A 26,124-nucleotide genomic window follows, 5' to 3' on the forward strand; every position below is an offset into this window, starting at 1 on the left:
GACGAACGCGGCTCATCCCGTGGTGGCGAAGATCGGGTTGGAGTAGAACCACAGGTCTTCCCAAGGGTCGGCCTGGCCCACGACGTCGAGCGCGGGACCTGCCGGGTCGACAGCGGAGCCGTGGTAGCCGGGAGCGACACGCTTGCCGTCCGTGCCGCGCACCCGGAGATAGCACGGCCCGTCGACGGTGAACCGGTGGACGAGTTCGACCGTGCCGGTCCGTTCGCGGATTTCCCACGACTTCTCGACCTTGGTGTGCGGCGTGTGGAACACCGCGCGGTCCGCGGCCGGGCCGGTGACCTTGCCGACGATCAGGTCCACCCGCGCCAGTTTCGGGACCAGGCCCGCGAAGTTGGCACGGTCCGCGAGGTCGATTTTGATCACCGCTTCGACGACGTCGCCGGGACGGGCCGTCATCGTGCCGCCCATGGGCACGCCAGGCCGATGCGACCGGGCCGGGCGCAGCCGCACGTCCAGACCGGCGACGAGATCGCCGAGGCAGACCCACATCCGGCCGGCCCGCATCGCCCGCATCACCTCGCGGTGGCCATAGCCGGTGGCGCCGACCCAGGTCTTGTTGTAGGCGCCGGGCGGGAACGAGCTGTACTCGGTGACCGGACGACCGGCGTGGACGGGATCGGGGAACCGGCCGGTGGTGGCGAACGTGTGCCCGGCGTCGTCGTAGGGAATGGTGTCGTAGGACGTCTGGTTCAGCGGGTCGACCGGGTTCTTCACCCAATCCCCGCAACCCTGATGCCCGTCCGAGGTCGTGGTGATCCACCACGGCTTGCCCTCGGCCAGGAAGCTGTCCCAGAGGCCGCCCACGGTGGCGGTCGCCCAGTCGAATCCACCCCAGGTGCGGTAACTCTCCAACGGATACCCCGGGAACGAGAACGTCCCGGGTGCCGAGTCGTACAACCCCCGCCCCCGCGCCATCCCCGGCGCGGGCAGCCCGGCCGCCTGATGGCCGGGCGCGCCCTCCATGCCGATCACGATTCCCGGTGCCGTGTCACGCCAGTCGCGTGTCTCGCGCGGCGAGTTGATCCCCAGCCGCGACGGGTGGTTCGGCAGCACCAAGGCGTCGTCGACCCGTCCCGCGGCGACGGCGTCCTTCAAGAACCTCAAGGCCTGCAACGCGATCGCTTCGTTGGCGGGCGTGCCGTCGCGGGTACCGTTCACCCGCGCGTCGTACCGGTTCACGAACTCCTGCAACAGGGCCGCCTCGCCGCGCCCCGGGGCGAGCATGAGCGTGGTGTGCTCGCCCGCCGGGATGTTCCATTCGAGCCCGGTGAACACGAGGATGTCTTCGCCGTGCCCGCGTCGCGCCGCGGCGATGTCGGCCACCAGCGGCGGGACACTGTGGGTGGCGAACGGGACGTTGCCGTGGTCGGTGATGGTCAGCCAGCTCAGGCTCCCGGCGATCGCGCGCTGGACCTGCGTCGCCACCGGATACATGGCGTCGTTGCTGTACTGCGTGTGGATGTGGTGGTCACCGGCCAGCCACAGATAGCCGTCACGCGGTTCGCGCCGCCCGTTCTCGGCCGAGGCGGGCGCGGCGCCGAGGACGGCGCCGACACCCGCCAGCCCGGTGCCGATCAAAACCCCGCGCCTGCCGGTGTTTCCCATGTTCACAAGGCTCCTCGACGATCAGATGCGAGCGATCGCCCGTCGGCACCACGTTAGTCAACATGAGAACTATTCATGAACCATCGCGCGACCAGGAGATGAACGCCGCGAGGCCATGACGTGCCGTCACACGGGGTTCCCGACCACCACCCCCCGCCCGTTCGTGCCGAGATAGACCCGGCCGTACACCCGCGGATCACCGGTGATCGCGTCGCCGATGTTGCCGTACTGGTGCCTGTCGTCGTTGATCCGGACCCAGCTGGCCCCGGCGTCGTCCGAACGGAACACGCCGTGGACGCCCGCGATCCTGGCGATCGTGTAGAGGGCCGGATAGGTCTTGCCCGGTGCGGCCTTGCCCATCCCGATGTTGTCCGCCTCCGCCACGCCGGCCACCTTGGTGAACGAGGCGCCGGAGTCGGTCGAGTGCCAGATCCCCGCTCCCCCGGCGAGCCAGATGTCGCCCTCGCGACCGGCCACCGCCTTGAACCGTGCGGCAGCGGGAAGCCCGGTGGCGGCGCTCGCCGTGAAGTTCGCTCCGCCGTCGGTGCTCACGTAGAACCGTCCGGCCGCGAAACCGTAGAACTTCCTGGGGTTGACCCGGTCGGACTCGACGACGGCACCGGCGGGTATCCCGGTCGACGCGGTCCACGAGCTGCCGTACCAGGACGCGTAATGCACGCCTGTTCCCTTGGGGCTCCAGACGAACCGGCTGGCGTCGGCCCCGGCGGCGACCGTACCGCCGCCGGTGACACCCGCCGGTTCCGCGCCCTGCCACCAGTTCGATCCGCCGTCGGTGGAGAACGCGACCCGGTTGTCGCCTGGGCGCGCGGCTTTGTCGAAATCACCGACCCGCACGATCGAGTACGGGGCGAGTTCGGCATAGTCGAGACTGGTGGTGGTCGTGAAGGCCGGTGAGAGGAAGACCTTCGACGGCACCTTGTCGAGCCGGTCGTGGCGGAATCCGCCGATGTCGCCGAGCGCGCTGAGCAAGGGCGCCCCGGCCGGTGGACTGATCAGGTCCAGCACCGCGGTCTCCTCCAGCCCGGCGACCATGGGCTTGATCGTGATCTTCCCGCCACTGTCCCAAGTGGTCAGATTCGTGGTCCCGTAGATCGTCGCACCGGTCCCGTACATCATGCGGTTCGAGTCGAACGGGTCGATCTCCATCGTTTCGGTCATCCATCCCAGCTTCGGTGACACCTCCGGCGGAGACGGATTCGCGCCGAGGTTCAACCACGGAACGGCGGAGATGTCCTGTGTGTACCGGAGTTCACGGTTGGGATAGCTCGTCCAGTCCCAGATCCGCGTCCACGACGCGCCACCATCGGTACTGCGGAAGAAGATGACGTCGGGCCACCAGGAAACCTGGGTGGCGACCATGAGCGTGCCCGGCCGCTGTCTGTCGAGGGTCAGGCCGCTGTATCCGAAGTAGTCGTCGGAACTGGTCGACGGAATCGGGCTGACGCGAGTCCACACCCCGGACGCCGTGCCGAACTTCCACACGTCGCCCTTGGCGCCGTCGTACGGCCCGCCGGTGTCGCTCGTCGCGACGTACAGGGCACGGTTGACCGGGTCGAGAACCCCCTTGTGCGGCACGTACCCGGTCGGCTGCCCGGGCACCCGCTCCCAGCTCGTCCCGCCGTTCGTGCTGCGGTAGAGGATGTTCTCCTTGTCCGCCACCCCGACGTAGATCGTCTGGGTTGCGTTCCCGCGGGAACCGGTGCGCGGATCGAAGGCCACGAAGGCGATGCCCTGGTTGTCGCTGAGATAACCGTTGGGATCGCCGGGATCCTGCGCGTAGTTGCCGGGATTGGGGAACGAGGTCACCTTGCTCCAGGTCGCCCCGTGGTCGGTGCTGCGCCAGAGCCCGTTGCCGCTCGGCGCGCCGAGATAGAGGACGCTGTTGCGGTTCGGATCGATGACCAGGCGCTCGCCCATCCCCCGGCCCGGCATGTTCCCGCCGAGCTTGAACGGCAAGGCCGACTTCTGCCAGGTGCTCCCCCGGTCCGCCGACCGCAGGATGGCCCCGTTACCGGGATCCCAGCTGTTGGTGTACATCCCGGCGGCGACGTAGACCCGGTTCGGTTCCACCGGATCGGTGGCCAGCGCGGCCACGCCGTTGTGCCCCCAGTCGCTCCGCCCGATGTGGTCCAGCAACGGGATCCACCGGCCGGTCGCCTGGTTCCATCGATACGCGCCGCCGATGTCGGTGCGCGCGTAGATCAAGTCCCGTTCGGTCTGATTGAACACGATGCCCGGAACGAAGCCGCCGCCCGCGATCTCGGCGTTGCTCCAGGCGGCTGGATCCGCCGCTGGTCGCGCGACGGCCGAGGTCCGCACGACGGCCATCAGGCTCGCCGTCATCGTCACCGCGAGTATCCCGGCTAGAGCCCTCTTCATCGAGAGTCCTCCGATCGACAGGGTTCACAGATATGGGAGCGCTCCCACTCCTACCGTAAGCCTTCGGCCCGGCGGGCACATCCGCCGTTCAGGCTCGATTGAGGAAAGCGGTTTCCACTAGAGGTTGTCGAATCCGGCGCCGCGCGATCGACGTACGGATGAGAGCTGACCGGAGGAAGGGTTCGAGATGCGCAGGACACCGCTACGGCTGTACATGTCCATGTCGGTCGACGGGTACATCACCGGGCCGGACGACCGACCGGACCAGGAACTCGGACGCGACGGCGTGCCGATCCATGTGCTCACCCACACCATCCACCAGGAAGGACAACAGCCGTGACCGCCGCATATCCCGCGCCAGCCGTCCGTGCCCATGGCCGGGTGTCCCGGGTCAGCGGCCGTCGCGTCGCAGGGTCCGGTAGGGCGGGCAGCTGGGTGGCGGTGCTGATGGTGAACGTTTCGGTGCCCAGCCGGGCGAGACGGAAAGTGCCCTTCTTGCGTCCGTCCAAGCGGATGTTGCCACCGTAGATGCCGGTCAGATAGTCGCTCGCGCGGTCGTGGTCGCGGGTTTCGAACAGCACGTTCCGGGGTGGAGCGGGTTCGGCCATCGTCAGAACTCCTCGACGCGACAGGACACTGGCGACGGGGGGTCCGGCCGCCGCCACCAGGACAGCGAGCAGCCTCCACCACCGAGCACGGAAATGGGAGTTCCAGCCGACATCACCACGCCGTTGGAGCAAAGCGTCCGGGTGAAAATCACTCCAACGTCGCAAATAGACCTTCAACGCGACCGCTCGTCAGGAAAACCGCCTTCTCCGGTTTTGGCGCCTCGAATGCCGAGGCCCAAGATCGACCAGGTTTCCTTTCGCGAGTTGATGGGTAAGAGTCTCACTGGCTTTGTTTTTTGTGACAAGAATGTGTCCGGCCGCCACGTTGGCTAGGTGTGTGGTTAGGCTGCGGACGTTCGGTGGCGCGTAGGGGCGTCGCACTATTCGGTGAAAGGCTGTGCGGATGGCTCAGAAGGTTAGTGTCGAGATCATCGATGACCTCGATGGCGGTGAGGCGACGCAGACGGTGCCCTTCGGGCTCGACGGTGTGCAGTACGAGATCGACCTCTCCGACAAGAACGCGCAGGCGCTGCGTGGCGAGCTGGAGCGTTATGTCGCGGCGGGTACCCGCACGGGCGGGCGCAAGCTGAGGGTCGCCGCGGGCCAGTCCACGGCTGGACCGTCCCGTGCCGTGACGTCCACGGATCGTGAGCGTAATCAGCAGGTGCGGGCGTGGGCGTCGGCGAACGGTTACGCGATCGCCGACCGTGGGCGGATCCCGAACGAGATCTATGAGGCGTTCGACAGCGCCGGGGCGGTCGATGACGTGGAACCGGAACCGGTCGAGGAGACACCGGCGAAGCCCGTCCGCAAACGCTCGCCGCGGAAGAAGAAGACCGACAGCTGACAATTCCTCCTGAGCGGGACCGGCACCACGCGGGCTCGTTGTCTCTGGGGTGGGGTGGCGAGTCGCCCCCGAACGTCGGGACGCTTCCGTCGGGGCTGCGGGTTTCTGTTGGCATTAGGGGGAACCTGGCCACGGATGGGTGGCCGGACGTGGTTTGCCTTGCCAGCACAGCCGAAAGAGCGAAGGGTCGGCCAGGTCGAGGGTATTGGTAGATCCGGTGCCTTCAGATAGGCGGCACCGGGCAATGGCCCCAGACTCTCGGTCATCACACCACCTCGCAGGTCCGTGGCATCAGCCCGGGCCCTCACTCAGGTGGAAGGTTGATCATGAGATCGACAGCACGTATCAGCACGGCAGGCCGGGTCGGCCGGGCCCTGATCGGTTTGGGTACCGCGACGGGATTCGCACTTCTGGTGCCCGCGCAGGCGTGGGCTCTTCCGCCGGGCTGTACCCAGAGCGGCGCCAATTTCACCTGCACCGCAGGGATTCCCGCCGGTCAGGTACTGAACGGCACCGCTGGGGACAACATCATCACCATTACCGGCGGTGCCGTGAACGGCACGGTGAACGGCCTGGCCGGCAACGACACGATCAGGGTCACCGGTGTCGCCGGTACCACGGGCACCAACGGTCCCGCGGGAGCCGATGGTAACGCGGGCACTCCCGCCGGCAACGCGGGCGGAAACGGTGGGGCCGGAAGCGTCGGCGGGGCCGGCGTGGGGACCACCGGTGTCATCGACGGCGGTGCCGGCACGGACAGCATCACCGTCACCGGCGGTGCCGGCGGCAACGGAGGCAACGGCGGCAAGGGCGGGGCCGGATTCGCCAGCGGAGCCGGCGGCGCCGGTGGTAACGGTGGCGTCGGCGGGATCGGCGGTGCCGGCAACGCCGGAAACGTCACCGGTGGCCCGGGCAACGACACCGCCGTCTTCACCGCGGGTAGGGGCGGCAACGGCGGTCTCGGTGGGGTCGGCGCCAACAGCGGCCTCGTCGCCGGTGGCGCGGGCGCCGGGGGTATCGGTGGTGCGGGTGCGGCCGGTGGCGCCGGGAACTCCGGAACCTTCACCGGAGATCTCGTCGATTCCGGGCTCGACAGTGTCACCGCCAACGGCGGTGCCGGTGGTACCGGCGCGGCCGGGGGCGTCGGTGGATGCGGCCACGGCGGCGGAGCCGGCGGGGTCGGTGGCGCGGGTGGCGCCGGAGGCGTCGGGAACGCCGGGACCATCAGCGGTGGTGCCGGAGTCGACACGCTCAAGGCCAATGGCGGGCTCGGCGGCAACGGTGGTGCAGGTGGTAAGGGCGGCAACGGTTCCGCCGCTGTCCAGCCAGGCGGAGCCGGCGGTGTCGGCGGCGCGGGTGGCGCAGGCGGGATCGGGAATTCCGGCACGCTCACCGGCGGCACCGGCATCGACACCATCACCGCCACCGGCGGCAAGGGCGGTAACGGCGCCGGCGGCGGCAACGGCGGTACCGGTTGCAACGGCCCCGGTGGTCCCGGTGGACTCGGCGGCGCCGCGGGCGCCGGTGGTCTCGGGAACTCCGGAACCATCAACGACGGCGCGGACACCATCTCCACGCCGTCCGGCGCCAGCGGTCTCGCGGGCGGCAACGGTGTCGCCGGTATCAACAACGGCGGCGTCTGCACCTGCTGACGGATAGGCCAGGAAAAACAACGGCAGCGGTGTGTCATAGGGGGTCCCCATAGGACGAAAAGTGTCCTATGGGGACCCCTCATGACACACGCAGCCGAGCACTCACTCGAGCGCCTGGGCCGAACGGCCGGTGGCCGTCTTCACACGCGTTCCGGCTTCGGGATCGGGACGCACGGGAAACGATCGACGTCGACCTCGATCTCCTTGGTCGGCCCGCAGAGTTGGAGACCGTCGGTGTTCGCGCCGTCCTCCAGACTGAATCCCACCACGCCGATCGCGGTCTCGCCCCGATCGAGGTTCCTGCCCATCAGGGAGTCCGCCGACCAGCTGGCTTCACGCCAGGTCTTGTCCACGACTTTGACCTTGAGGTCGCTGGCGGGATAGGCCTCGGTGAAGCAGTACTGGGGGACTTTGTCCGGCTCGTACGGGTCGCACTTCTCCCCGGCCGTGTTGTTACGACGAAGCTGCAGATACCTGATCTTGGCCCGCTGCACGCCACGATCGGCGAGCTCTCCGGTCACGGCCACATACACCGCGACGTAGTGCTTTCCCGCCTTCGCCGAGACGCCGGCCAGTTCGGGCGTCCAGACGACGTCGATGGCCTTCACCTGTATCGCCAGGTCCAAACCCGGTTCCGTGGTGACGACGGCCTGGCCGGGGAAGTCGGCGAACTGCGTGTACTTCGGGCCGGACTCGGCCGTCGCCGACGCGTCGGACGGCGGGTCGCCGGTGGTCGCCGCCGTTCCCCCACCGCCGCCGGAACACGCGGTGACCAGCAGAGCGAGCCCCGCGGCGAGTACGGGCAAGAACCGAGTTGACATGTGATGCCCTCCGTCAGGTGATGTGACACCGTCACATTGAGTGTCACTCAGACGCCGTCGAGGACGACCCGGTTCCCCCGGATGTGTGTCCCACGGAAACGAGGACAGTTCCTGACCGCTTCTCCTGCGACAGTGCTCCCATGCGAACCGATCACGCCGGGCCACGATGACCGTTCTCGACTCCCGGGCACTCAACCGCGCGACGCTGGCCCGGCAGCTGTTGCTCGGTCGCGCCGACCTGACGGCACTCGACGCCGTCACGCACCTGTGCGGCCTGCAAGCGCAGGAACCACAGGAACCGTTCGTCGGGCTTTGGTCCCGGCTGAGCGGTTTCCGGCCGGCGGCACTCTCGGATCTGGTGACCGGGCGACGCGTGGTGCGGACGCACCTCATGCGGCGCACCGTCCACCTCGTCACCGCCGAGGACATTCTGGCTTGGCGTTCACGTCACGACGCCATGTTGCGCCAGCGAGTACTCGGGACCTACCGCCGTGAACTCGACGGTATCGACCTCGACGAGCTCGCCGCGGCGGGCAGGGCGGTGCTGGCCGACGACGAACCCCGCACGATGACCGAACTCGCGAGGACGCTCGCCGAACGCTGGCCGTCAGCGGGACCGCGCCCCCTGGGCGAACTGCTCATCGCCGGTCTCCTCCCGGTGACGCAGCTTCCGCCGCGCGGCCTGTGGCGCACCAAGGCCGGAGCCCGCTATCGGCTGCTCTCCTCGTGGCTCGGCCGCGAAATCGACCCGCCCTCACCGGACGACGGCACCGATCCGGTCGGCCAAGCGCTCGTCCTGCGCTATCTGGCGGCGTTCGGCCCCGCTGCCACGGCCGATCTCCGCGCTTGGAGCGGGCTCGCCGGACTGCCGTCCGCGGTGGCCGCCCTGCGCGACCACTTGATCGGCTTCCGCGACGAACGCGGCAGGGAACTGCTGGACCTGCCGGACGCACCGCGGCCCGACCCCGAAACCCCCGCACCGGTGCGATTCCTGCCGGCGTTCGACAACGCGATCCTCGGCTACCACGACCGCGGCCGGATCATCGACGACGAACACCGCGGCCTGTCGGTCGCTGGCGCCCGCGTCGTCCTGGTCGACGGACGCGTCTCCGCGACCTGGAACGTCGACGCCGGGGCCGTGATCGTCACGCCACTGCGCCGGTTTTCCCGAGCCGAGGAGACCGCGGTCACCGAAGAGGGACAAGCACTTTCGTCGTTCCTCACCGACGGTGAAGGCGATCAGGCGCTGATCGTCGCGGCCTCCTGATCGCGGACCCACCGTTCGCCGAGTTCACCGAGACCTGGAGCGCCGCTGGCACTGACAGGGATCCCGTCAGTTGTCGCCGCAGCCCGGTAGGAACCCCGGACAGCCGGGTCCGGGAGACGCCGGATCGGGCGGGCGGCAGCCCCAGCGAAACGACACCAGAGGGACACTGTGGCCGGTACTGTCTGCCGATGGGGTTCACCGAGCGGGCACGCAGGGTGCGTGATGGGCGGCTGGCGCATGGTCGGCGGGTCGCGGCGTTGTGTTCGTGCGTGGGCATGTATCACCCGATCGGCCACCTGGCGACGTTGAGCTTCCTCAGTGAGCTGGCCGGGCCGTATCAGCACCACGAATCGGCTCTGCTGCGGGCGATCGAGGCGTTGGAGGCCAGCCGCGCGGTGTGGCGCGAGGAGCTCGATTCGTACATCGACGCGCGCCTGAGGCAGAAGCGACGCGGCCGGCGTGCGCCCTCCCCCGGTGAGCCACCACCGAGCGGGATGGGTGGGCACTGGTATGCCTCCACCCCGGACGTGTCGCGCCGCGCCGCGCTGCACGCGCTCAAACTGTGGGAGCGGGATGTGCGGCCGGACTCGGCGGACCCCGAGGTGCGGTCCATCGTGCGAGCCTGCATCGCCACCGGCGGGCGGTTGACGGACGAGCAGCGGGACATCGTCTCGCGACGGCGAACCTCGGACGAGACCGACGAGGTTCGCCGTCCGATCACTCTCGTGGTGTCCGCCAGTGGGTGGAGTCCGGGCGTCACGGTGTGAGGAACGCACGCGGCCAACGCGAACGACACCACGAGGCCGACCGCTCAGCGATTCGGCGCGGTCGAGCCCTTTCCGTGGTGGACATCGGTTTTCGCGTGGCTTTCCGTCCAGTCCGGTGACATGGCTGGACGGACCGGCCCGGTGAACCGCTATTTCGTGGTCTCGTCGAGGACGCCGCTGACGTAGAGCACGCCGCCCGGGCGCAGGACGTCATCCTTGATCGGCAAGAGATCGTTGGCGGCGAACAGGTCCAGGATGGTGATGGTGTTCAGCGTCCAGCCGCGATCGGTCAGATAAGGAGCCGCTTCGTTGCGCTCGCCGAAATAGCGCAGGCTCGCGTGGTCGAGATCGAAACCGTGCGCACGCCAGCGTTCGGAGATGCGGTTCAGGCCGTCCTTCACCTTGTCGTCGTCGCCAGGCCGAGGATTGGGCCTGCTTTCGGTGGCCACTCGGCTTCCCCGCGCGCTGAGGTCGGTGATGGTGTCCAGCAAGCGATCCTGTGCCTCGGGCGGCAGGTAGCCCAGCAGGCCTTCGGCGCTCCACGCGGTCGGCTGGGCAGGGTCGAATCCGACGGCGCGGAGGGCGCCGGGCCAGTCGTCGCGCAGATCGACCGCGGCCACCCTCCGGTCGGCGGTGGGCACGGCCCCCAGCCCGGCCAGTGTGCGGGTCCTGAATTCGACGACCTGTGGCTGGTCGACCTCGTACACCACGGTCCCGGCCGGCCAGGGCAGCCGGTACGCGCGGGAATCCAGTCCCGAGGCCAGAATCGTGGCCTGCGTGATGCCCGCGTTCGTCGCCTCGACGAAGAACTCGTCGTAGAACTTGGTCCGTGCCTTGGCTCCGTCGATCACCATCTGCGCGACCAGATCGCCGGGTTCGGCTTCCCCGGTCGCGAGCCGGGGGAGGATGTCCACGCCGACCGCCCGGACAAGCGGTTCGGCGAACGGGTCGTCGATGAGCGGACGATCGTGCGCGCCGCCATCGCCCGCGCCACCGCGGCCAGGGTGGCGGTCGCGCCGACACCGGACGCCAGATCCCACGAGTCTCCATCCTGCCTGGAAGTCATGCGTTGTCCTCTCTTTCGGTTACTTGGATCGTGCCGGTACTGCTACGCTTGGCGCGATGATCACCTACTCAAGCCGATCGGAGGTTCTCTTCGCCCAAGGTGAGTGCTGATGCACCCTTTGACCGCGAATGAGGATTTCCGCCTCCTTTTCTGGGCGCGCGTGCGCGAGTTCGCCGTGCCGCCGTCGATGATCGGGTCAGCGACAGCCCGCCGGAAGGTGGGTGATTGGGCGGGCGCCTGCGCAGCGGCGCGTGTCGACGTGGATCTGAACCTCCGGGCCGTGGGTCGCGCCCACGGCACCGAGTTGGCGGCAAAGATCCGCGCCGATCTTCGTCATCTGGCCCCGGACCTGCTTCGCTGGCATTTTCCGAGAATCGCTCCGGACGGCCTGCTGAGACCCGGGCTCACGGTTTCCCTGGCCCGGTACCGTTCGACGGCCGACAGCGGCGGCGCGATCCACCTGGTGGCGCGGACACCACCGGCGTGGGCGGATGCCGGTCAGCGGATCAGCCTGGCGCTGTGGATGCCGTCCCGGCGTGGAGCCGGAGCGGGTCTCCATCCGCATCCCCGCCCCGATCGCCGATTCCGCCTCGACCTCCATCGTCACCTCTGGGACGTGCGCAGGGCCGGTGAACTGCGAGAGCGGGCCGGTCGCTGGCCTTCTCACGGCAGCCTCGCAAGCGACCGGATCCCTGCCGGGGTCAGCGCCTGCGCCGTGGACCGGTGGATGGCGGAGGCGGCGCTGCTACTGAGCGCCGAGGGACGCGGAGGCGATGTCGTCACTGTCCGGCTCACCGCCCGGCATCGGCTGACACTGAACCTGAGCGCGCCGTATGAGGTGGTCGTGGGCGGCACCCGTGAGGTGCCGGTCCTGCCCCACGCCGCGACCTGGGTCTTGCCCGATCTGGAATTACTGCACAGCGGCTTGCTCTCCGCCGATCGGCTGCATCCCCTTGTCGCGTCGGCACTTCGGCCTGATCGCCCGGTCGGCGCGGCACGGGGTCCGGACGATCCAGGGAGCCCGCGCCTCGTCGAGTGCCGGGGTGCCACGCACCGCATCGCTGTGGTGAACGGGGTTCTCGTTCCGCTGGACCACGAACCCGGCGAGATCCGCCGTGAGGAACTGCTCGGCGCGCTGGGCGGCACCGAACTGCCGTGCCTGCGGGCGATCGACGCGGTACACCGGCATCCGGAATGCCTGGCCGACGTTCGCGCCCGGCTGGACCACGGTGACACCGCCGGCGCCCTCGCCACCGTCGAAGGTCTGCTCGGCCCCGACGTACTTCTGCGCGGCGGCGCGTTGCGCGATGAGCTGGAGACGGCGGCGCGCCGCCGGGTGGCCCATGGGCTGTATCGCACCGGGCTGGCCGGATTCGGCCCACCTCCGTCCACACGGGACACCCGTGGGCGCGTTCTCCGCAGCCGCCCGCGTCACGCGGCTCTTCGCTGACCCTCCCCCATTCCTGGCCGACGCACGGCCCCGATTCGACCCCAAGGTGATTAAAACTGTCTACTGTCATGGGAATTTCCTCCGAAGCGGCGCACCTCCGGCCGCTCGACGTCGCCGCCGATCTGCTCGCCCTGCTGCACGACACGACCACCGAGCCGCGTGCGGACACGCAGCTGGAAGCCCTGACGCTGGCCGTGTCCGCCGATTTGCCGGTGCTGCTGTGGGGCGAACCGGGTATCGGCAAGACCGCGGCGCTGAACCAGCTCGCGGAAGCCCTCGAACTACCGCTGACCACGGTGATCGCGAGTGTGCACGAGCCGTCCGACTTCTCCGGTCTGCCGGTGGTGGGCGACGATCCCGCGGAGCAGGGGGTGCCGATGGCCCCGCCGGACTGGGCCGTGCGCCTGGTGCGGGCAGGCCGGGGACTCCTGTTCCTGGACGAGCTGTCCACCGCGCCGCCCGCCGTCCAGGCCGCGCTGCTGCGCGTCGTGCTCGAGCGACGGGTCGGTGCCCTGCGGCTTCCGCCGGGTGTCCGGATCGTGGCCGCCGCCAATCCGCGCTCCTCCGCGGCCGACGGCTGGGAGCTGAGCCCGCCGCTGGCCAACCGGTTCGTCCATCTGCGCTGGACCCACGACCACGACGTCGTGGTGCGGGGACTGGGCGGGATCTGGCCGAAGGCGACGCTGCCGCGGCTGGATCCCGGGCGGCTGTCCGACGCCGTGACGTTCGCCCGGCGGGCGGTCTGCGGACTGCTGGCCGTCCGGCCGGGACTCGTCCATCAGTTGCCGAAGAACGAAACACGCCGCGGCGGTCCGTGGCCCTCACCACGCAGCTGGGAAATGGCCCTGCGGCTGACCGCCTTCGCCAGCGCGGCAGACGCCTCCCGGGACGTGCTGTCGATGCTGGTGCGGGGCACGGTCGGAGACGGGCCGGGGCTGGAACTGCTGGCCGCCATGGACCGGATGGACCTGCCCGACCCCGAGATACTGCTCGCGGACCCCGGCTCCGCGAGCCTGCCCGATCGCGGCGACCTGCGCCAGACGGTGCTCGACGGGGTCGTGGAGGCGGTGCGCAAGAGGCCGGAACGGTCCCGCTGGGACGCGGCGTGGTCGCTGCTGGCACTGGCCGTGGAGGCCGGTGCCCCGGATCTGGTGGTCGTGCCGGCGGCCACGCTCGCCGCGTTGCGCCGCGACGACTGGCAGGTGCCGGCGGTGATCGAACGGCTCTCCGGGGCCGTGTCGTTGGCGCGGCGCGCGGACCAGGCCGCGGCAGGCGAGGGCGCACCCCGATGACGCCCGGTCTGGACGAGGAGAAGCTCTTCGCCGCCCGGCTGCACGCCGTGCGGAACCGCCCCTATTTGGCGACGGCCCTGTTCGCACTGCACACCGTGGAATCACGGCGGGTGCCGACGATGGCGGTGGACCGCCACTGGCGGTGCTACGTTTCTCCGTCGTTCGTGGATCGCACGCCGGTCGAGGAACTGGCGGGAGTCTGGGTGCACGAGGTTTCCCATCTGCTGCGCGACCATCACGGGCGCAGCGACCGGTTCGCCGCGAAGCACGAGCTGACCGGGCCTGCCGAGCGATTACGTATGAACATCGCCGCGGACTGCGAAATCAACGACGACGTGTTCGGCGACGGGCTGCCACGGCCCGAGGGCGTCGTCGAACCGGCACTGCTCAGGTTGCCCGAGGGGCAGCTGATGGAGGACTACCTGCACCAGTTCCGGCTCGGGCCGTACACCGCCGGCTTCGCCTGGCTGGACTGCGGCAGCGGCGCCGACGGACTGGAGCGCGAGTGGGATCTGGGTGCCGACGGAGCGCATGGGCTCAGCGCGCAGGAACGAGACGCCGTCCGATTCCGGGTCGCCCAAGGCGTCAACAGCCATCCGGGGAACGTCCCGAAAGGCTGGCAGCGCTGGGCGGAGGAGGCCTTTCAGCCGCCACAGCCGTGGCGGGAACTGCTGGGCGCGGCGGTCCGTTCGGCGGTTTCCGGCCCGGGTGTGGGTGAGGACTACAGCTACGGCCGGCCCTCACGACGGTCGGCCGGGCTACCCGGCGTCGTCATGCCGAGCCTGCGTCGCCGCCCGCCTCGCGTGTGCGTGATCGTCGATACGTCCGGGTCGGTGAGCGACCCCGAGCTGGGGGCCGCGATCGTCGAGATCGCCGCGATCGTCCGGGCGGTGGGTGGCCGTCGCGATCTCGTCTCGGTGCTTTCGTGCGATGCCGCGGCCCACGCCACACATCAGCTGTGCCGCGCCGAAGGGATTCCTTTGGTGGGCGGTGGCGGCACGGACCTGCGCACCGGCTTCGGCAAGGCGCTCCGCACCGGCCCCCGCCCCGACGTCATCGTCGCCCTCACCGACGGTCAGACCCCGTGGCCCGAGGCGAGACCGCCCGCCCGGACGGTCATCGGCCTGTTCCCCCGGCAACGGGCTTCAGACGAGAACAATCCCGACTACGAGCCGGAAACGCCACCCGCTTGGGCGAGGGTGATCACCCTGGGCTGACCTCTCGGCGGAAGGCCGGCTTGCTCAGGACTGGGCGGTCGGCCGGATGACGATCTCGCTCACGTCGACGTCGGCGGGCTGGTCGATGGCGAACGCGATGGCGTTGGCGACGGCGACCGCGGGGATCGCGATCCGGTCCCTGGTCTCGGTGATCTGCCTCCGGACCTGGTCGTTGGTCGACGCCTCGGCGAAGGCGGTGTCGACAGGACCAGGCGAAACGGTGGTCACCCTCAGCGAGTCACCGGCTTCCTGGCGCAGGCCTTCGCAGATGGCCCGGACGGCGAACTTCGTACCGGCGTAGACCGCCATCGCCGGGACGACCCGGAACGCCGCGGTCGAAGCCGTGGTCACGAAGTGGCCGGTGCCCTGCGCCCGGAAGACCGGCAGCGCGGCCGCGATCCCGTGCAGCACGCCTTTGATGTTGACGTCGACCATCCGGTCCCATTCGTCGACGCGCAGATCGTCCAAGGGCGAGATCGGTCCGGCGCCGGCGTTGCCGACCAGCACGTCGAGTCTGCCGAACCGTTCGACGGCCAGATCGATCAGCGCTTGCAGGTCCTCCCTCCGGGTGACGTCCGTGCCCGCGTACACGGCGACGCCGCCGGCCTGCCGGATCCGTGCCGCCAGGTCGGCGAGGCGATCCGAACGACGCGCTCCGAGTACCAGCCGCGCACCGCGTTCGGCGAGCAGCAACGCGGTCGCCTCACCGATACCGCTTCCGGCACCGGTGATCGCCACGACCTTGCCGTCGATTCCCGACATGAGTTCCGTCCTCTTCTCTGTGACTTCCGCTGTCGGGAACGAGTTTGCGGAGGGTTGATACTGGTACCCAGATGTCCATTTATTCTGGAACCAGGGGTACCACCTTCCATGATCGAGCCAGCGGACCGGCGTCGTGAACTGAGCTTGTTCCTGCGGAGCCGCCGGGAGCGGGTCACGCCCACCGAGGTCGGCCTGCCCGACACCGGCCGCCGCCGGACACCGGGGCTGCGCCGGGAGGAACTCGCGCTCCTGGCCGGGATCAGCGCCACTTGGTACACGTATCTGGAACAGGGCCGCGACATCCGGGTCTCCGACCAGGTGCTCACTGCGCTGGCCACGACACTGCGGCTCGACCGGCAGGAACACGATCATCTGTTCCGCCTCGCCGGTCACGCGCCACCGGCGAAGGCGGACACCCCGGAACCGCTGAGTGCCGAAGACGCGGCCGTGCCACTGCTGCTGCAGCCACATCCGGCGTACATCATCGACGGGAACTACGACGTCCTCAGTTTCAACAAAGCAGCCGTGGCCCTTTTCCCGAATCTCACCACGGCCGCGGAACGGCGACCGAACTTCGCCCGCTGGGTGTTCACCGAACCGGTGGCCCGGCACGTGCTGGTCGACTGGGAACCCGAGGCGCGCGGCCTGCTCGCCCGCCTGCACACGCTCGCCGCGAGGCACCCGGCCCAGCCGCGGTACACGCGTCTCGTCGACGAACTGCACGAGTCCAGCGCGGAGGTCCGTGCCTGGTGGCCGCACTACGACATCCAGGCGAGGCGCGGCGGACGAAAACGACTCAGGCCGCCGGGGCGCGGCGTCACCGAATTCGCGTACACCGCCTTCCACCTCGCCGAACAGCCCGAGCGGACCCTGGTGGTCTATTCCGGCGGCTGCGCGTGAAGGCCCCCTTCCCTCGGCTGAGCCGAGGGAAGGGGGCCTTCACGCGGGACCAGAACACCGCTGCGAGCAGGTGCCGGCTAGCGCCGCAGTGTCAGGAGACCCGGCCGCCACGGCAGCTGGTCGTAGGGACCGCCGGCGTTGGGGGCCTTGCCCTGGTAGAGGAGCTGCAGGTTGCAGGGGTCGATGGTCATGGTCTGATCAGGGTTGCTGCGGACCAGGTCACCGTGGCTGATGTCGTTGGTCCAGGTGGCGCCGCTGTTGGCCTTGCCCGCGAAGGGGTTGCTTTCGCTGGCGGCCTGCGGGGTCCACGAACCGTTGAGGCTGTTGGCCGTGAACGAGCGGAAGAAGCGTCCGTTCGCGCCCATCGCCTCGACGATCATCAGGTACTGGTTCTGGCCCTGGACCTTGTAGACCTGGACGGCCTCGAACAGGTTGGCCTGCGTGTCGCTCATGATCGTCGTGTACGACGAGCCGAAGCTGCTCGGGAAGTTCCCGATCGGCATGCTCGCCCGGTAGATCTTGCCGTTGTCACCGGCGAAGAACAGGTACATGTTCGAACCGTCGGCGATCAGGGTCTGGTCGATCGGGCCGGTGCCGGAGCCGGAGATGCTGCCCGTGAAGAGCGGCTGCGGCGCGGACCAGCCGTTGGGGTTGGTGGGGTCGCTCGACGTGCGGTAGATGAACGGCCACGCACCCCACTGGTACGCCAGCACCCAGATGTTCTTCGGCGCGAAGTAGAACAGCGTGGGCGCCACGGCGGCCTGGTTCATCCCGTTCTGGCCCGCCGAGGCCATGTCGGACCAGTTCGTGAAGGGCGTGAAGGCCATCGAGCCGTACGACGATCCCGCGACGTTCGAGCCGTAGACGAGGTGCTTGCCGTTGTGGACGACGCTGGTGAAGTCCTTGAGCGAGACCCATCCGTTCTTCGGCGTCGCCAGCACACCGGACGACGACCAGCGGTACGTCGACGGAAGGGTGCAGCCGTTGCCTCCGGTGGTGGTCGTGGTCGACGGGGGCGTGGTCGACAGGCCCGTCCACTTCTGGTTGGCGCCACCGTGACACGTCCAGATCTGGACCGCGGTGCCGTTGGCCGTACTCGCGCCGGCGACGTCCAGGCAGAGCCCGGACTGCACCCCGACCACCGTGCCGTCGGCGTTGACCCGCCACTGCTGGTTGGCCCCACCGTGACAGGTCCAGATCTGCACCCGGGTTCCGGCGGTGGTCGCGCTTCCGGGCACGTCCAGGCACTTTCCGCCGAACACCGTCAGCTGGCCGCTCGCCGTCGACGTCCACTGCTGGCCCGCCCCGCCCGAGCAGTCGTAGATCTGCACGGAGGTACCGTCGGCCTGATTGGCGTTCGGTACGTCCAGGCACCGGCCCGAACCGACACTGTGCAGCGCGCCGGTGACGTCGGCCAAGGCCGCGTCTGTCCCCAGCGTCACCCCTGCCACGACTGCCGCCGACACCGTCGCCGCGGCGGCGAGCGCGGCGATCCGGGGTCGGCTTCTACGGCTGACGCTTGCTCTTTTCATGATGACCTTCTCCCAGCCAGTTTCAGGTCCACTGCCCTGAGGAAAACGAGTGTTATCGTTAACATTCGCGGTGTATCAGCGTGGGCTTCCGGGAGAAGAGTTGTCAATCCACGTACTCGGATGCGCCGGGGTCCAGACGTCGCGCCGGGCGGTCTTGCCACTTCAAGGCCGCCTCCGGAGTCCACAAAGGACAGCCAGGTTCGTGAAAGTTACAAAGAATCGCCGAGGGGAACACGCACCGGACAGCTCTTTCAGCTCGGCGTGGTGACGGCCGGTTCGGCCGCGGTGACGCCGCCGTGCGCGCGCTGGGCCGGGATGGACGCGGCGGAGTGGATGGCCGCGGCACGGGTGGCGGTGAGGGTATGGGTCCAGTGCGCGAGGTACTGGGACTTGTAGCCGGATTGACCAGGGGTGTCGAGGGTACGGCCGAGGTCGAGTGCGGTGTAGCCGGCGTCGGTGAGGTCTTGGATGAGCCGGCGCAGCAAGGCGTGACCTGGAGACACGTCGTTGTAGCCGGGGTGGCGGGCGGTCAGCAGCGAGTAGGCGCGCGCCCCGCGGGTCAGGCACAGTTGCGCGGCTATCGGGGTCTCGTCGATGCACTGGGTGGCGATGAAGGCGATCTCGGGGCCACAGTGGTCGAGTACGGTTCGCCAGGTGCCGCCGCCGAGGGCGAACTCGGCGCCGGGTCTCGCGTCGTCCACCCGTTGCAGACGGTGGAGATGTACGAGTGCCTGGTAGGCGGTGGTGAGTTCGTCGGCGGTCCGGGAACGGTGGTAGACCACCTGGTGGCCTTGGGCGGCCAGGTCGTCCAAGGCGCGCTGCCTGCGTTTGTGGGTCTTGCGGGTGGCGCGGGACATCTCCGCCCAGCCCAGTGGCAGTGCCACCGTGGCGCACGCGGTCGTGGTGTGGTTCCAGGAGGGACTCGAGGTCAGGTGCCGCCCCAGCCCGGTAGTGGCGGGCAGATCGGTGACGGCGATGTGGCCGGTGTCGCCGGCGATGGCGTTCAGTCCGGCCTCCAGCGCTGTCGTGACCGCCGGATGTTCTGCTTCGGGACCGGTGACACGAAGGTATTCGGCGTGGGGCGCGGACAACGGCCGCAGGTCCCGGGGGCCGTCGCCGGGTCTCCGGTGGGTGAGCGCGAGCGCGGCGACCGGTCCGGCTCCTCGCGCCGCCACGAGCACGACGGGGGTGACCTCGGCGGGCAATCCGGCCGCCCACCCGGAGAGCCAGGCCGGTGCTTGGAACGGCGTCGCCGCGGGATCGTGCCGGTAGAGATCCGGCCAGGCCGTGTCCAGGAAATTCAGCGCGTCCTGATTCCGCAATACCTGTACTCGCAACGGAAAGCCCTCTCGTTCGACGTCGGCGCCGGTCGCCGCGCGGCAAAGTCGATCATGAAAAGGACGTGGTGCGCGCGTCTCACGCCGAGAATCACCACAGCGAGTGGGTGGTGATCACGAATGGCCCAGCCACTCGCGGCCCGCTCTCACGCAGTGCGAGCGGGCCGCGGGAACCCCACGCGCGAGAATGTGATCCGGCCAACTGTCCCCTACGGCCGTTCTCGTTCGTCGTGAGAACGACAGCTTGCCGGACAACGAGAGGAAAGACCGTGCAGTACGCCTTGATCATCCACGAAGCGCCGCACGCCTACGACGGCCTCAGCGACGACGAGCAGAAGGCGATCACCGCCGAGTACCTGGCCATCCGCGACGACCGCCGCGTCGTCGGCGGTGCCCGGCTCGGACCGGTGGACGTGACCTCGACCGTGCGGGTGGCCGGCGGTGAGACGCTGGTGACCGACGGGCCGTTCGCCGACGCCAAGGAAGCCTTCGGCGGGTACTACATGCTGGAAGCGGACGACCTCGACGCGGCGATCGAGATCGCGTCCCGGGTGCCGGCGGCGCGGATGGGCGGCGCCGTCGAGGTCCGGCCCGTGGTCACGTACCGACCGTGATCGAAGAGGTCTTCCGGGATCAGTGGGGACGCGTCCTCGCTTCACTGGTCGGCTTCCTCGGCGATTTCGATCTCGCCGAGGAAGCCGCCCAGGATGCCTTCGCGCTCGCTGCCGAGCGGTGGCCACGGGACGGCACGCCGCTCAACCCGGGAGCCTGGCTGACCATCGCCGCTCGCAACCGGGCGATCGACCGGCTTCGGCGCGAGAAGACGCTGGCGGCCAAGCTCCCGCTCATCGCGACACCAGAAGTGCAGGAGCACACCGTGGCCGATGACACCATCCCCGACGATCGCCTGAAACTCATCTTCACCTGTTGCCACCCGGCACTGGCCGTCGAAGCCCAGGTGGCCCTCACCTTGCGGACCCTGGGCGGACTCGCGACCGACGAGATCGCCCGGTGCTTCCTCCTGCCTGCCGAAACCATGAAACGCCGCCTCACCCGCGCCAGGTCGAAGATCAAAACCGCGGGCATCCCGTTCCGCGTCCCGCCCGACCACCTCCTGCCCGAACGCCTCGCCGCCGTGCTCAAGGTGATCTACCTGATCTTCAACGAGGGCTACGGGGGCCGTGCCGACCTCGCCGACGAGGCGATCCGGCTGGCCAGGGTGCTCACCGGCCTCATGCCCGACGAACCCGAGACGTTCGGGCTCCTCGCGCTCATGTTGTGTCACGACGCCCGCCGCGCCGCCCGGGTGGTGGACGGTGAGCTGGTCCTGCTCGAAGACCAGGACCGGACGCTGTGGAACTCCGGGCAGATCGCCGAAGGCCGCTCCATCGTGGACAGGACGCTCACCGGCAGGCAACGGGGTCCGTACCTCGTCCAGGCGGCCATCGCCGCGCTGCAAACCGGGCAGCCCGTCGACTGGCCCCAGATCGTCGCGCTCTACGGCGAACTCAGCGGCCTGACCCGGTCACCGGTCGTCGAACTCAATCGTGCGGTGGCCATCGCCCAGTCCGGTTCGCCGGAAGCGGCGTTGACGATCGTGGAACGACTGGATCTGACCACCTATCAGTACTTCCATTCGACCCGTGGCGAGCTGCTTCGGCGAGTCGGTCGCATCGAGGAAGCGCGCACCGCATACCGGAAAGCCCTCGCACTCGCGCACGCCGAACCCGAACGCCGCTTTCTCCGGCACCGGCTCGCCGCGCTGTGAGCAAGGAACCCGCCTCGTCCACCAGCGCTACTGACCGAGTACCGCCTGGATCTCCAGTGTGATCTCGATCCGGTCGCCGATCACCACGCCGCCGCCGTCGAGGGGCAGGTCGAGGCTGATGCCGAAGGCCTTGCGACTGAGTTCGCCGGTGGCGGTGAACGCGGCGCGCCGGTCGCCGAACCGGCCGGTGCCGAAGCCGTTGACGGTCAGCCGCAGCGGTACTTCCGCGGTGGCCCCGTGGCAGGTGAGATCTCCGCGCAGCAGGAAGGCGTCGCCGTCGGGTTCCAGGGACGTCGACTCGTAGGTCATCACCGGGAAGGTCCCGACGTCGAAGAAGTTGCCCGAACTCAGGTCCGCGTCGCGGGCCGCGTTGTTCGTGTCGATCGAAGCCATGTCGATGTCCGCGCTCACCCGGGAGTCGAGTGGGTTCTCCGCGGTGACGAGCTGTCCGGAGAAGCGGCCGAACCGGCCGCGGACGCGGGTCATCATGAGGTGGCGGACGGTGAACGAGACCTCGGAGTGGCCGGGGTCGATGGTCCAGGTACCGGCGACGTAGCCGGGAATCACGGGCTGCTGTGTCATGCTGCCCAGGCTGGCGCGGGCCGGCGGAAAAGTGGAGAGGAGCGCTTATCGTGGGTGTGGCACCACCACCCTCGGCCGCCCGCCGCCGCGAGCTGGCCGACTTCCTGCGCACCCGCCGCGCCGCGCTCCGCCCGGCCGATCTGGGCCTCGCCGACGACGGGCGCCGCCGCCGGACCCCCGGGCTGCGGCGCGAGGAGGTCGCGCTGGACGCCGGGGTCGGCGTGTCCTGGTACACCTGGCTGGAGCAGGGCCGCGATGTCACGCCTTCGCCGCAGGTGCTGGACGCGCTCGCCCGGACGCTGCGGCTGGACCAGGCCGAGCACGCCCACCTTTTCCACCTCTCCGGCGTCTCCCGCCCGGTGGACGGGGGCGGCTACCCGCGCGAAGCACCGAGAGAGCTGGCGGAGATCGTCGACGCGCTGCGTCCGCATCCGGCGTATCTCCTGGGGCCGCGCCTGGACATCCTGGCGTACAACCCCGCCGCCGCCCTCGTCCTGCACGATCTGGTGGCCGCGCCGCCCGGCCGCCGCAACCTCCTGTGGTGGCTGTTCGGCACGGAATGGTCCGAAACGCCCGGCTGGCACGAGACGGCGCGGGCCAATCTGGCGGACTTCCGCGCGGAGTACGCCCGCCGCCCCGGCGATGAGTCCTTTGTGGACCTGGTGACCGAACTGTCCGCGACCAGCCCGGCCTTCCGCGACTGGTGGACCGAACACGACGTACGCGCCTACGAGCCCACCCGCAAGACGATCCCGCACGCCCGGCTGGGTCCCCTGGCGTTGCATCAGCTGCAGAGCGTTCCCGCGGGCCATCCGGAACTGCGACTGCGGATCCTGGTCCCGGCCGACGAAGCGACCCGCGCCGCGCTGGGGTAGCCAACCCGGACAAGGCGTCACCTAGCCGGGTGTTCGATCGCGCGGATCTTCAGCGACGACCCGACTTCGCGGGCGTCAGCCACTTCACGGTAGGGCCGGCGCCGATGCCGTGCAGCACCACGCTGCCCAGGACCAGGGTGACGGTGATGAGCAGGATGGTGTCGGCGACGGGCCCCTCGGGAAGACGATTGAAGGCGAGGAGCCCGAAGACGACCGACGTGGTGCCGCGTGGGCCGAGTATCCCGACCTGCAGGCGTTCGCGGTGGGTCAGCACCGATCCGGCGAGCGAGAGGTGGACAGGGATGATGCGGACCACGGTGATCGCCGCGAAGCAGAACAGTGCGACCTGCCACGAGAGCCCGGCGGAGAACGCCAGAACCGCGCTGACGCCCACGACGAACCACAGCGTCATGGTCAACAGTGAGGTGAAGTCTTCGAGCAGGCGGAAGTCCTCGTCCAACGCGCCGGCGCGCACAAGGTCACGCCCTGCCGGAGAACGATGGATCTGCCTGGCCTTGGCCAGCCGGTGGACGTAACGGAACGTGACACCGCAGACGAAGGACGCGACGAACCCGTTGCCGTCGATGGCGACGGTGGCGGTGTAGGTCAGCAGTGGCACCAGCAGCACAGCGACGCGCCCGGACTGTTCCGTGAGCCAGTGCGCGCGGTGGGCCGCGGTCAACAGCACCGCCAGAAGCGCGCCGAACAGCACTCCGACCGCCAGGGCTTTGAGCGCGAAGGGCAGCACGGTCCCCAGCGCGTCCAGTGGTGTCCGCTGCTGGGTCCGGTCTCCTGCCAGGATCAACGCGAAAAGGAACAGGGGTGAAACGATCCCGTCGTTGTAGCCGCTCTCCACGTTGAGCACACTGCGCACCCGGGCGGACAGACCGCGATCGCGCACGACCCGTTCGGCGGGGGCGAAGTCGATGGGCACGACCACCCCGGCGAGCAGCAGCAGCACCGGCCACGGCAGGCCCGGGAACAGCAGCCAGCCGAGCAGCATCGCCGCTACGAGGCTGACCGGCATCGCGATGAGCAGCACCCTGGCCACCAGACCGGGTGAGCTGCCCCACAGCCGCCCGCCGCGCACCTCGGTGGCGTCCACGAACAGCAGCACGGCGAGGACGATCTCCGCCACGTACAGCATGGCTTCGGTGTTGAGCGCGATAGCGATGGAACTCTCGTTGACGAGGCCGATCACGACGCCCGCGGCGACCATGACGACCGGTGCGCCGAGGTTCCACCGGTCCAGCCGTGACGCCAAGAACGAACGGATCGCGATGGCGACCGCGATCATGAGCAGTAGCGAGTTCATGTGACCGTGCTTCGGATCGTTTGCGATGTCGGCGGGAAGCTTACCCGGCACCTTTGACCATTGTGGACTCCCCGGCTTCGTCCACAGTGGTCACGGTCGCCGATGCCCCCGCCGGTCGGCGGGAACGGTCCCGCCACCCGGCTGGACGGTCCGACCGGCTCACGGGTGTCGCGACGACCTCCGCGCGCCGGAAGATCGAAGAGACGGCCCGCGATTGCGCCCCCGCATGCCCGGACGGCGTGTTCTTTCAGCCAAGTGACCAGAGAAAACGGAGTTGTTTCACCGTGCGTACCCCGATCGACCGCTCAGCCTGGCGAATGCTCGTGGGTTACGTCAAGCCACAGCGACGCACTGTCCTCTTCGGAGGAGCCCTCGTCCTGCTCGGCGGCCTCGCTGCCGCGGCCCAGCCTCTGGCGGCGAAAGCGCTGGTGGACCGGCTGGGCTCGAGTGACGGGATCACCGGTCTGCTGGCATTGCTGGTCGGGCTCGCACTGGCCGGTGCCGCGATCTCGGTGGTCGGCGACTACCTGCTCGAACGGGCAGGCGAGTCGGTCGTGCTCGTCGCCAGGAAACGGCTGGCCCGACGGCTGATCTCGTTGCGGGTGCCCGCCGTGCAACGCGCGGAGCCCGGCGACCTGCTGTCCCGGTTCACCGGCGACACGACGTTGCTGCGCGAGGTGTGCACTCACGCGTTCGTCGCACTGGTCACCGGCACGGTGACGACCATCGTGATGGTCGTGATGATGGGCTTCATGGACCTTGCCCTGCTGGGCATCACCCTGGCCGTCCTCCTGATCGTCGGCCTGCTCGCCGCCGCCGGAATGCCGATGATCGAAAAGGCTTCCCACGCCGCTCAGAGCGCCGTCGGCGAGACCGGTGCGCGGCTGGAGCGTGTGCTCGGCGCCTTCCGCACCGTCAAGGCCGCCGGGGCCGAAACCAGGGAGATCGCCGCGATCGAACGCGGCGCCGAGGACGCGTGGCGTGCCGGTGTCCGTTCGGCGCGGTGGGAGTCGCTGGTGCACGGTGCGAACACCCTCGCGGTCCAGGCCTCCTTCCTCGCCGTGCTCGGCATCGGTGGCGCACGGGTCGCGACCGGTGCCATGTCACTGTCCTCTTTGGTGGCTTTCCTGCTGTTCCTGTTCTATTTGCACGAACCGATCGGGCAGCTGCTCCACGCGGGCAGCAGGCTGCAGATCGGGCTGGCCGCGATTCGCCGCCTGTCCGAGATCGAGACGCTGCCCGCCGAGCGGACCGGTCCCGCCGGCGCCGAGCCGGACACGGCCGGGCGGCGAGAAGAAGGCCTCACCTTCTCCGACGTGCGGTTCCGGTACGGTCCGGACCGGCCGGAGGTCCTGTGTGGCGTGAGCGTCGACATCCCGGCAGTGGGCATGACGGCGTTCGTCGGTCCCTCCGGTGCGGGCAAATCCACCCTCTTCGGGCTGGTCGAGAGGTTCCACGAGCCGGACTCCGGCCGGATCCTGCTGGACGGCCGCGACCTGGCCGACTGGGATCTGGCGAGCCTGCGCGCGGATATCGGATACGTCGAGCAGGACGCCCCACTGCTCTCCGGGACGTTGCGGGACAACCTCGTCTACGGCAGGCCGGACGCCACCGAGGAGGAGATCCGCGACGCGGTGGCGCGGACCCGGCTGGACACGCTCGTCGACCGCCTTCCCGACGGGCTGGACACCGCTGTCGGGCACCGCGGCAACTTCCTGTCCGGCGGTGAACGGCAACGGGTCGCGCTCGCCCGCGCACTGATCCGGCGGCCTCGTCTCCTGCTGCTCGACGAGATCACGTCACAACTGGACGCGGCGAACGAGATGGCGATCCGGGACGTGGTCACGACGGTGGCGAAGACGATGACCGTCATCGTGGTGGCGCACCGGCTGTCGACGGTCACACAGGCTGACCGGATCGTGGTGCTGGACAACGGAATCGTCCGGGCGACCGGCACACACGACGAGCTGCTCGCGAACGATCTGCTGTACGCCGACTTCGCCGCGACACAGCTGCTCACCGGCGAACGCGACGACTGAG

General features: G+C 69.3%; 23 protein-coding genes. 13 read left to right on the plus strand and 10 right to left on the minus strand.

Annotated features, from left to right (window positions below; translation table 11 throughout):
* Positions 1 to 12: 12 nt before the first annotated feature.
* Positions 13 to 1,626 carry a PHP domain-containing protein gene (locus SD37_RS23220; protein ID WP_065912939.1) on the minus strand — a complete coding sequence of 538 codons (1,614 nt, stop codon included), beginning with the start codon at positions 1,624 to 1,626 and terminating at the stop codon, positions 13 to 15.
* A 126-nt stretch (positions 1,627 to 1,752) separates the two neighbouring features.
* The gene (locus tag SD37_RS23225; protein ID WP_145926707.1) at positions 1,753 to 4,026 is read right to left on the minus strand and encodes a WD40/YVTN/BNR-like repeat-containing protein; all 2,274 of its coding nucleotides are present in this window, start codon (positions 4,024 to 4,026) and stop codon (positions 1,753 to 1,755) included.
* Between the two features lie 187 nt (positions 4,027 to 4,213).
* On the opposite strand from SD37_RS23225, the gene SD37_RS43875 reads away from it, so the two are divergent.
* Positions 4,214 to 4,366, plus strand: coding sequence for a hypothetical protein (locus SD37_RS43875; protein ID WP_236725089.1), 153 nt, complete (start codon positions 4,214 to 4,216; stop codon positions 4,364 to 4,366).
* On the opposite strand, the gene SD37_RS42770 is transcribed toward SD37_RS43875, so the two are convergent.
* Positions 4,329 to 4,634 carry a hypothetical protein gene (locus tag SD37_RS42770; RefSeq protein ID WP_145926708.1) on the minus strand — a complete coding sequence of 102 codons (306 nt, stop codon included), beginning with the start codon at positions 4,632 to 4,634 and terminating at the stop codon, positions 4,329 to 4,331. The genes SD37_RS43875 and SD37_RS42770 overlap by 38 nt on opposite strands.
* Before the next feature lie 403 nt (positions 4,635 to 5,037).
* Between SD37_RS42770 and SD37_RS23230 the strand changes: the two genes are divergently transcribed.
* On the plus strand, positions 5,038 to 5,481 hold the full coding sequence (locus tag SD37_RS23230) for a histone-like nucleoid-structuring protein Lsr2 (RefSeq protein ID WP_044854916.1): 444 nt from the start codon (positions 5,038 to 5,040) through the stop codon (positions 5,479 to 5,481).
* Positions 5,482 to 5,807: 326 nt separating this feature from the next.
* Positions 5,808 to 7,133 carry a hypothetical protein gene (locus tag SD37_RS23235; RefSeq protein WP_052675085.1) on the plus strand — a complete coding sequence of 442 codons (1,326 nt, stop codon included), beginning with the start codon at positions 5,808 to 5,810 and terminating at the stop codon, positions 7,131 to 7,133.
* A gap of 140 nt (positions 7,134 to 7,273) precedes the next feature.
* On the opposite strand, the gene SD37_RS23240 is transcribed toward SD37_RS23235, so the two are convergent.
* Complete coding sequence (locus SD37_RS23240; protein ID WP_044854915.1) at positions 7,274 to 7,954, minus strand: hypothetical protein; 681 nt, start codon at positions 7,952 to 7,954, stop codon at positions 7,274 to 7,276.
* Between the two features lie 166 nt (positions 7,955 to 8,120).
* Here SD37_RS23240 and SD37_RS23245 point away from each other — a divergent pair, with 166 nt between their 5' ends.
* Entirely contained in the window at positions 8,121 to 9,221 is a 1,101-nt protein-coding gene (locus SD37_RS23245; protein WP_044854914.1) for a winged helix DNA-binding domain-containing protein, read from the plus strand.
* A gap of 188 nt (positions 9,222 to 9,409) precedes the next feature.
* Entirely contained in the window at positions 9,410 to 9,988 is a 579-nt protein-coding gene (locus tag SD37_RS23250) for a hypothetical protein (protein ID WP_236725090.1), read from the plus strand.
* Positions 9,989 to 10,137: 149 nt separating this feature from the next.
* Here SD37_RS23250 and SD37_RS23255 read toward each other — a convergent pair whose 3' ends face one another.
* Positions 10,138 to 11,028 (minus strand): SAM-dependent methyltransferase, encoded by an 891-nt coding sequence (locus SD37_RS23255; protein ID WP_236725091.1) that lies wholly within the window; start codon positions 11,026 to 11,028, stop codon positions 10,138 to 10,140.
* Between the two features lie 135 nt (positions 11,029 to 11,163).
* On the opposite strand from SD37_RS23255, the gene SD37_RS23260 reads away from it, so the two are divergent.
* The 3 genes from SD37_RS23260 to SD37_RS23270 all read left to right on the plus strand — a co-directional run bounded on the left by SD37_RS23260 (position 11,164) and on the right by SD37_RS23270 (position 15,013).
* Positions 11,164 to 12,504, plus strand: coding sequence for a hypothetical protein (locus SD37_RS23260; RefSeq protein WP_044855058.1), 1,341 nt, complete (start codon positions 11,164 to 11,166; stop codon positions 12,502 to 12,504).
* A 68-nt stretch (positions 12,505 to 12,572) separates the two neighbouring features.
* A complete protein-coding gene (locus SD37_RS23265; protein WP_044854912.1) occupies positions 12,573 to 13,796 on the plus strand; it encodes an AAA family ATPase in 1,224 nt (407 codons plus the stop codon).
* Positions 13,793 to 15,013, plus strand: a complete 1,221-nt coding sequence (locus tag SD37_RS23270; RefSeq protein ID WP_044854911.1) for a vWA domain-containing protein — start codon at positions 13,793 to 13,795, stop codon at positions 15,011 to 15,013. Before SD37_RS23265 ends, SD37_RS23270 begins: the two co-directional genes overlap by 4 nt.
* A 24-nt stretch (positions 15,014 to 15,037) precedes the next feature.
* Here SD37_RS23270 and SD37_RS23275 read toward each other — a convergent pair whose 3' ends face one another.
* Entirely contained in the window at positions 15,038 to 15,775 is a 738-nt protein-coding gene (locus SD37_RS23275; RefSeq protein WP_044854910.1) for an SDR family oxidoreductase, read from the minus strand.
* A gap of 108 nt (positions 15,776 to 15,883) precedes the next feature.
* Here SD37_RS23275 and SD37_RS23280 point away from each other — a divergent pair, with 108 nt between their 5' ends.
* Positions 15,884 to 16,675 (plus strand): helix-turn-helix transcriptional regulator, encoded by a 792-nt coding sequence (locus tag SD37_RS23280; RefSeq protein WP_044854909.1) that lies wholly within the window; start codon positions 15,884 to 15,886, stop codon positions 16,673 to 16,675.
* Positions 16,676 to 16,752: 77 nt separating this feature from the next.
* Here the strand turns inward: SD37_RS23280 and SD37_RS23285 are convergent, their stop codons facing one another.
* Together SD37_RS23285 and SD37_RS23290 are read right to left on the minus strand one after the other, a co-directional pair.
* Complete coding sequence (locus SD37_RS23285) at positions 16,753 to 18,207, minus strand: non-reducing end alpha-L-arabinofuranosidase family hydrolase (RefSeq protein ID WP_044854908.1); 1,455 nt, start codon at positions 18,205 to 18,207, stop codon at positions 16,753 to 16,755.
* Positions 18,208 to 18,458: 251 nt separating this feature from the next.
* Positions 18,459 to 19,544 (minus strand): GNAT family N-acetyltransferase, encoded by a 1,086-nt coding sequence (locus SD37_RS23290; RefSeq protein WP_145926709.1) that lies wholly within the window; start codon positions 19,542 to 19,544, stop codon positions 18,459 to 18,461.
* 269 nt (positions 19,545 to 19,813) lie between these two features.
* Between SD37_RS23290 and SD37_RS23295 the strand changes: the two genes are divergently transcribed.
* A complete protein-coding gene (locus SD37_RS23295; protein WP_044854906.1) occupies positions 19,814 to 20,158 on the plus strand; it encodes a YciI family protein in 345 nt (114 codons plus the stop codon).
* Positions 20,155 to 21,312, plus strand: coding sequence for an RNA polymerase sigma factor (locus tag SD37_RS23300; RefSeq protein WP_044854905.1), 1,158 nt, complete (start codon positions 20,155 to 20,157; stop codon positions 21,310 to 21,312). The genes SD37_RS23295 and SD37_RS23300 overlap by 4 nt, the downstream gene beginning before the upstream one ends.
* A 27-nt stretch (positions 21,313 to 21,339) precedes the next feature.
* Here SD37_RS23300 and SD37_RS23305 read toward each other — a convergent pair whose 3' ends face one another.
* The gene (locus SD37_RS23305; RefSeq protein ID WP_044854904.1) at positions 21,340 to 21,894 is read right to left on the minus strand and encodes a YceI family protein; all 555 of its coding nucleotides are present in this window, start codon (positions 21,892 to 21,894) and stop codon (positions 21,340 to 21,342) included.
* Between the two features lie 50 nt (positions 21,895 to 21,944).
* Here SD37_RS23305 and SD37_RS23310 point away from each other — a divergent pair, with 50 nt between their 5' ends.
* Positions 21,945 to 22,769 carry a helix-turn-helix transcriptional regulator gene (locus SD37_RS23310; RefSeq protein WP_052675084.1) on the plus strand — a complete coding sequence of 275 codons (825 nt, stop codon included), beginning with the start codon at positions 21,945 to 21,947 and terminating at the stop codon, positions 22,767 to 22,769.
* 49 nt (positions 22,770 to 22,818) lie between these two features.
* Here the strand turns inward: SD37_RS23310 and SD37_RS23315 are convergent, their stop codons facing one another.
* Complete coding sequence (locus tag SD37_RS23315) at positions 22,819 to 24,084, minus strand: cation:proton antiporter (RefSeq protein ID WP_044855056.1); 1,266 nt, start codon at positions 24,082 to 24,084, stop codon at positions 22,819 to 22,821.
* A 284-nt stretch (positions 24,085 to 24,368) separates the two neighbouring features.
* Between SD37_RS23315 and SD37_RS23320 the strand changes: the two genes are divergently transcribed.
* Complete coding sequence (locus SD37_RS23320) at positions 24,369 to 26,123, plus strand: ABC transporter ATP-binding protein (RefSeq protein ID WP_044854903.1); 1,755 nt, start codon at positions 24,369 to 24,371, stop codon at positions 26,121 to 26,123.
* Position 26,124: the final 1 nt, after the last annotated feature.

It is taken from the genome of Amycolatopsis orientalis (assembly GCF_000943515.2).
In the GTDB taxonomy this organism is placed as follows: Bacteria; Actinomycetota; Actinomycetes; order Mycobacteriales; family Pseudonocardiaceae; genus Amycolatopsis; species Amycolatopsis orientalis.

Coding starts and splice junctions, on each gene's coding strand:
- SD37_RS23220 (WP_065912939.1), bottom strand. CDS start 1,626: ATGGGAAACACCGGCAGGCGCGGGGTTTTGATCGGCACCGGGCTGGCG.
- SD37_RS23225 (WP_145926707.1), bottom strand. CDS start 4,026: ATGAAGAGGGCTCTAGCCGGGATACTCGCGGTGACGATGACGGCGAGC.
- SD37_RS43875 (WP_236725089.1), top strand. CDS start 4,214: ATGCGCAGGACACCGCTACGGCTGTACATGTCCATGTCGGTCGACGGG.
- SD37_RS42770 (WP_145926708.1), bottom strand. CDS start 4,634: ATGGCCGAACCCGCTCCACCCCGGAACGTGCTGTTCGAAACCCGCGAC.
- SD37_RS23230 (WP_044854916.1), top strand. CDS start 5,038: ATGGCTCAGAAGGTTAGTGTCGAGATCATCGATGACCTCGATGGCGGT.
- SD37_RS23235 (WP_052675085.1), top strand. CDS start 5,808: ATGAGATCGACAGCACGTATCAGCACGGCAGGCCGGGTCGGCCGGGCC.
- SD37_RS23240 (WP_044854915.1), bottom strand. CDS start 7,954: ATGTCAACTCGGTTCTTGCCCGTACTCGCCGCGGGGCTCGCTCTGCTG.
- SD37_RS23245 (WP_044854914.1), top strand. CDS start 8,121: ATGACCGTTCTCGACTCCCGGGCACTCAACCGCGCGACGCTGGCCCGG.
- SD37_RS23250 (WP_236725090.1), top strand. CDS start 9,410: ATGGGGTTCACCGAGCGGGCACGCAGGGTGCGTGATGGGCGGCTGGCG.
- SD37_RS23260 (WP_044855058.1), top strand. CDS start 11,164: ATGCACCCTTTGACCGCGAATGAGGATTTCCGCCTCCTTTTCTGGGCG.
- SD37_RS23265 (WP_044854912.1), top strand. CDS start 12,573: ATGGGAATTTCCTCCGAAGCGGCGCACCTCCGGCCGCTCGACGTCGCC.
- SD37_RS23270 (WP_044854911.1), top strand. CDS start 13,793: ATGACGCCCGGTCTGGACGAGGAGAAGCTCTTCGCCGCCCGGCTGCAC.
- SD37_RS23275 (WP_044854910.1), bottom strand. CDS start 15,775: ATGTCGGGAATCGACGGCAAGGTCGTGGCGATCACCGGTGCCGGAAGC.
- SD37_RS23280 (WP_044854909.1), top strand. CDS start 15,884: ATGATCGAGCCAGCGGACCGGCGTCGTGAACTGAGCTTGTTCCTGCGG.
- SD37_RS23285 (WP_044854908.1), bottom strand. CDS start 18,207: ATGAAAAGAGCAAGCGTCAGCCGTAGAAGCCGACCCCGGATCGCCGCG.
- SD37_RS23305 (WP_044854904.1), bottom strand. CDS start 21,894: ATGACACAGCAGCCCGTGATTCCCGGCTACGTCGCCGGTACCTGGACC.
- SD37_RS23315 (WP_044855056.1), bottom strand. CDS start 24,084: ATGAACTCGCTACTGCTCATGATCGCGGTCGCCATCGCGATCCGTTCG.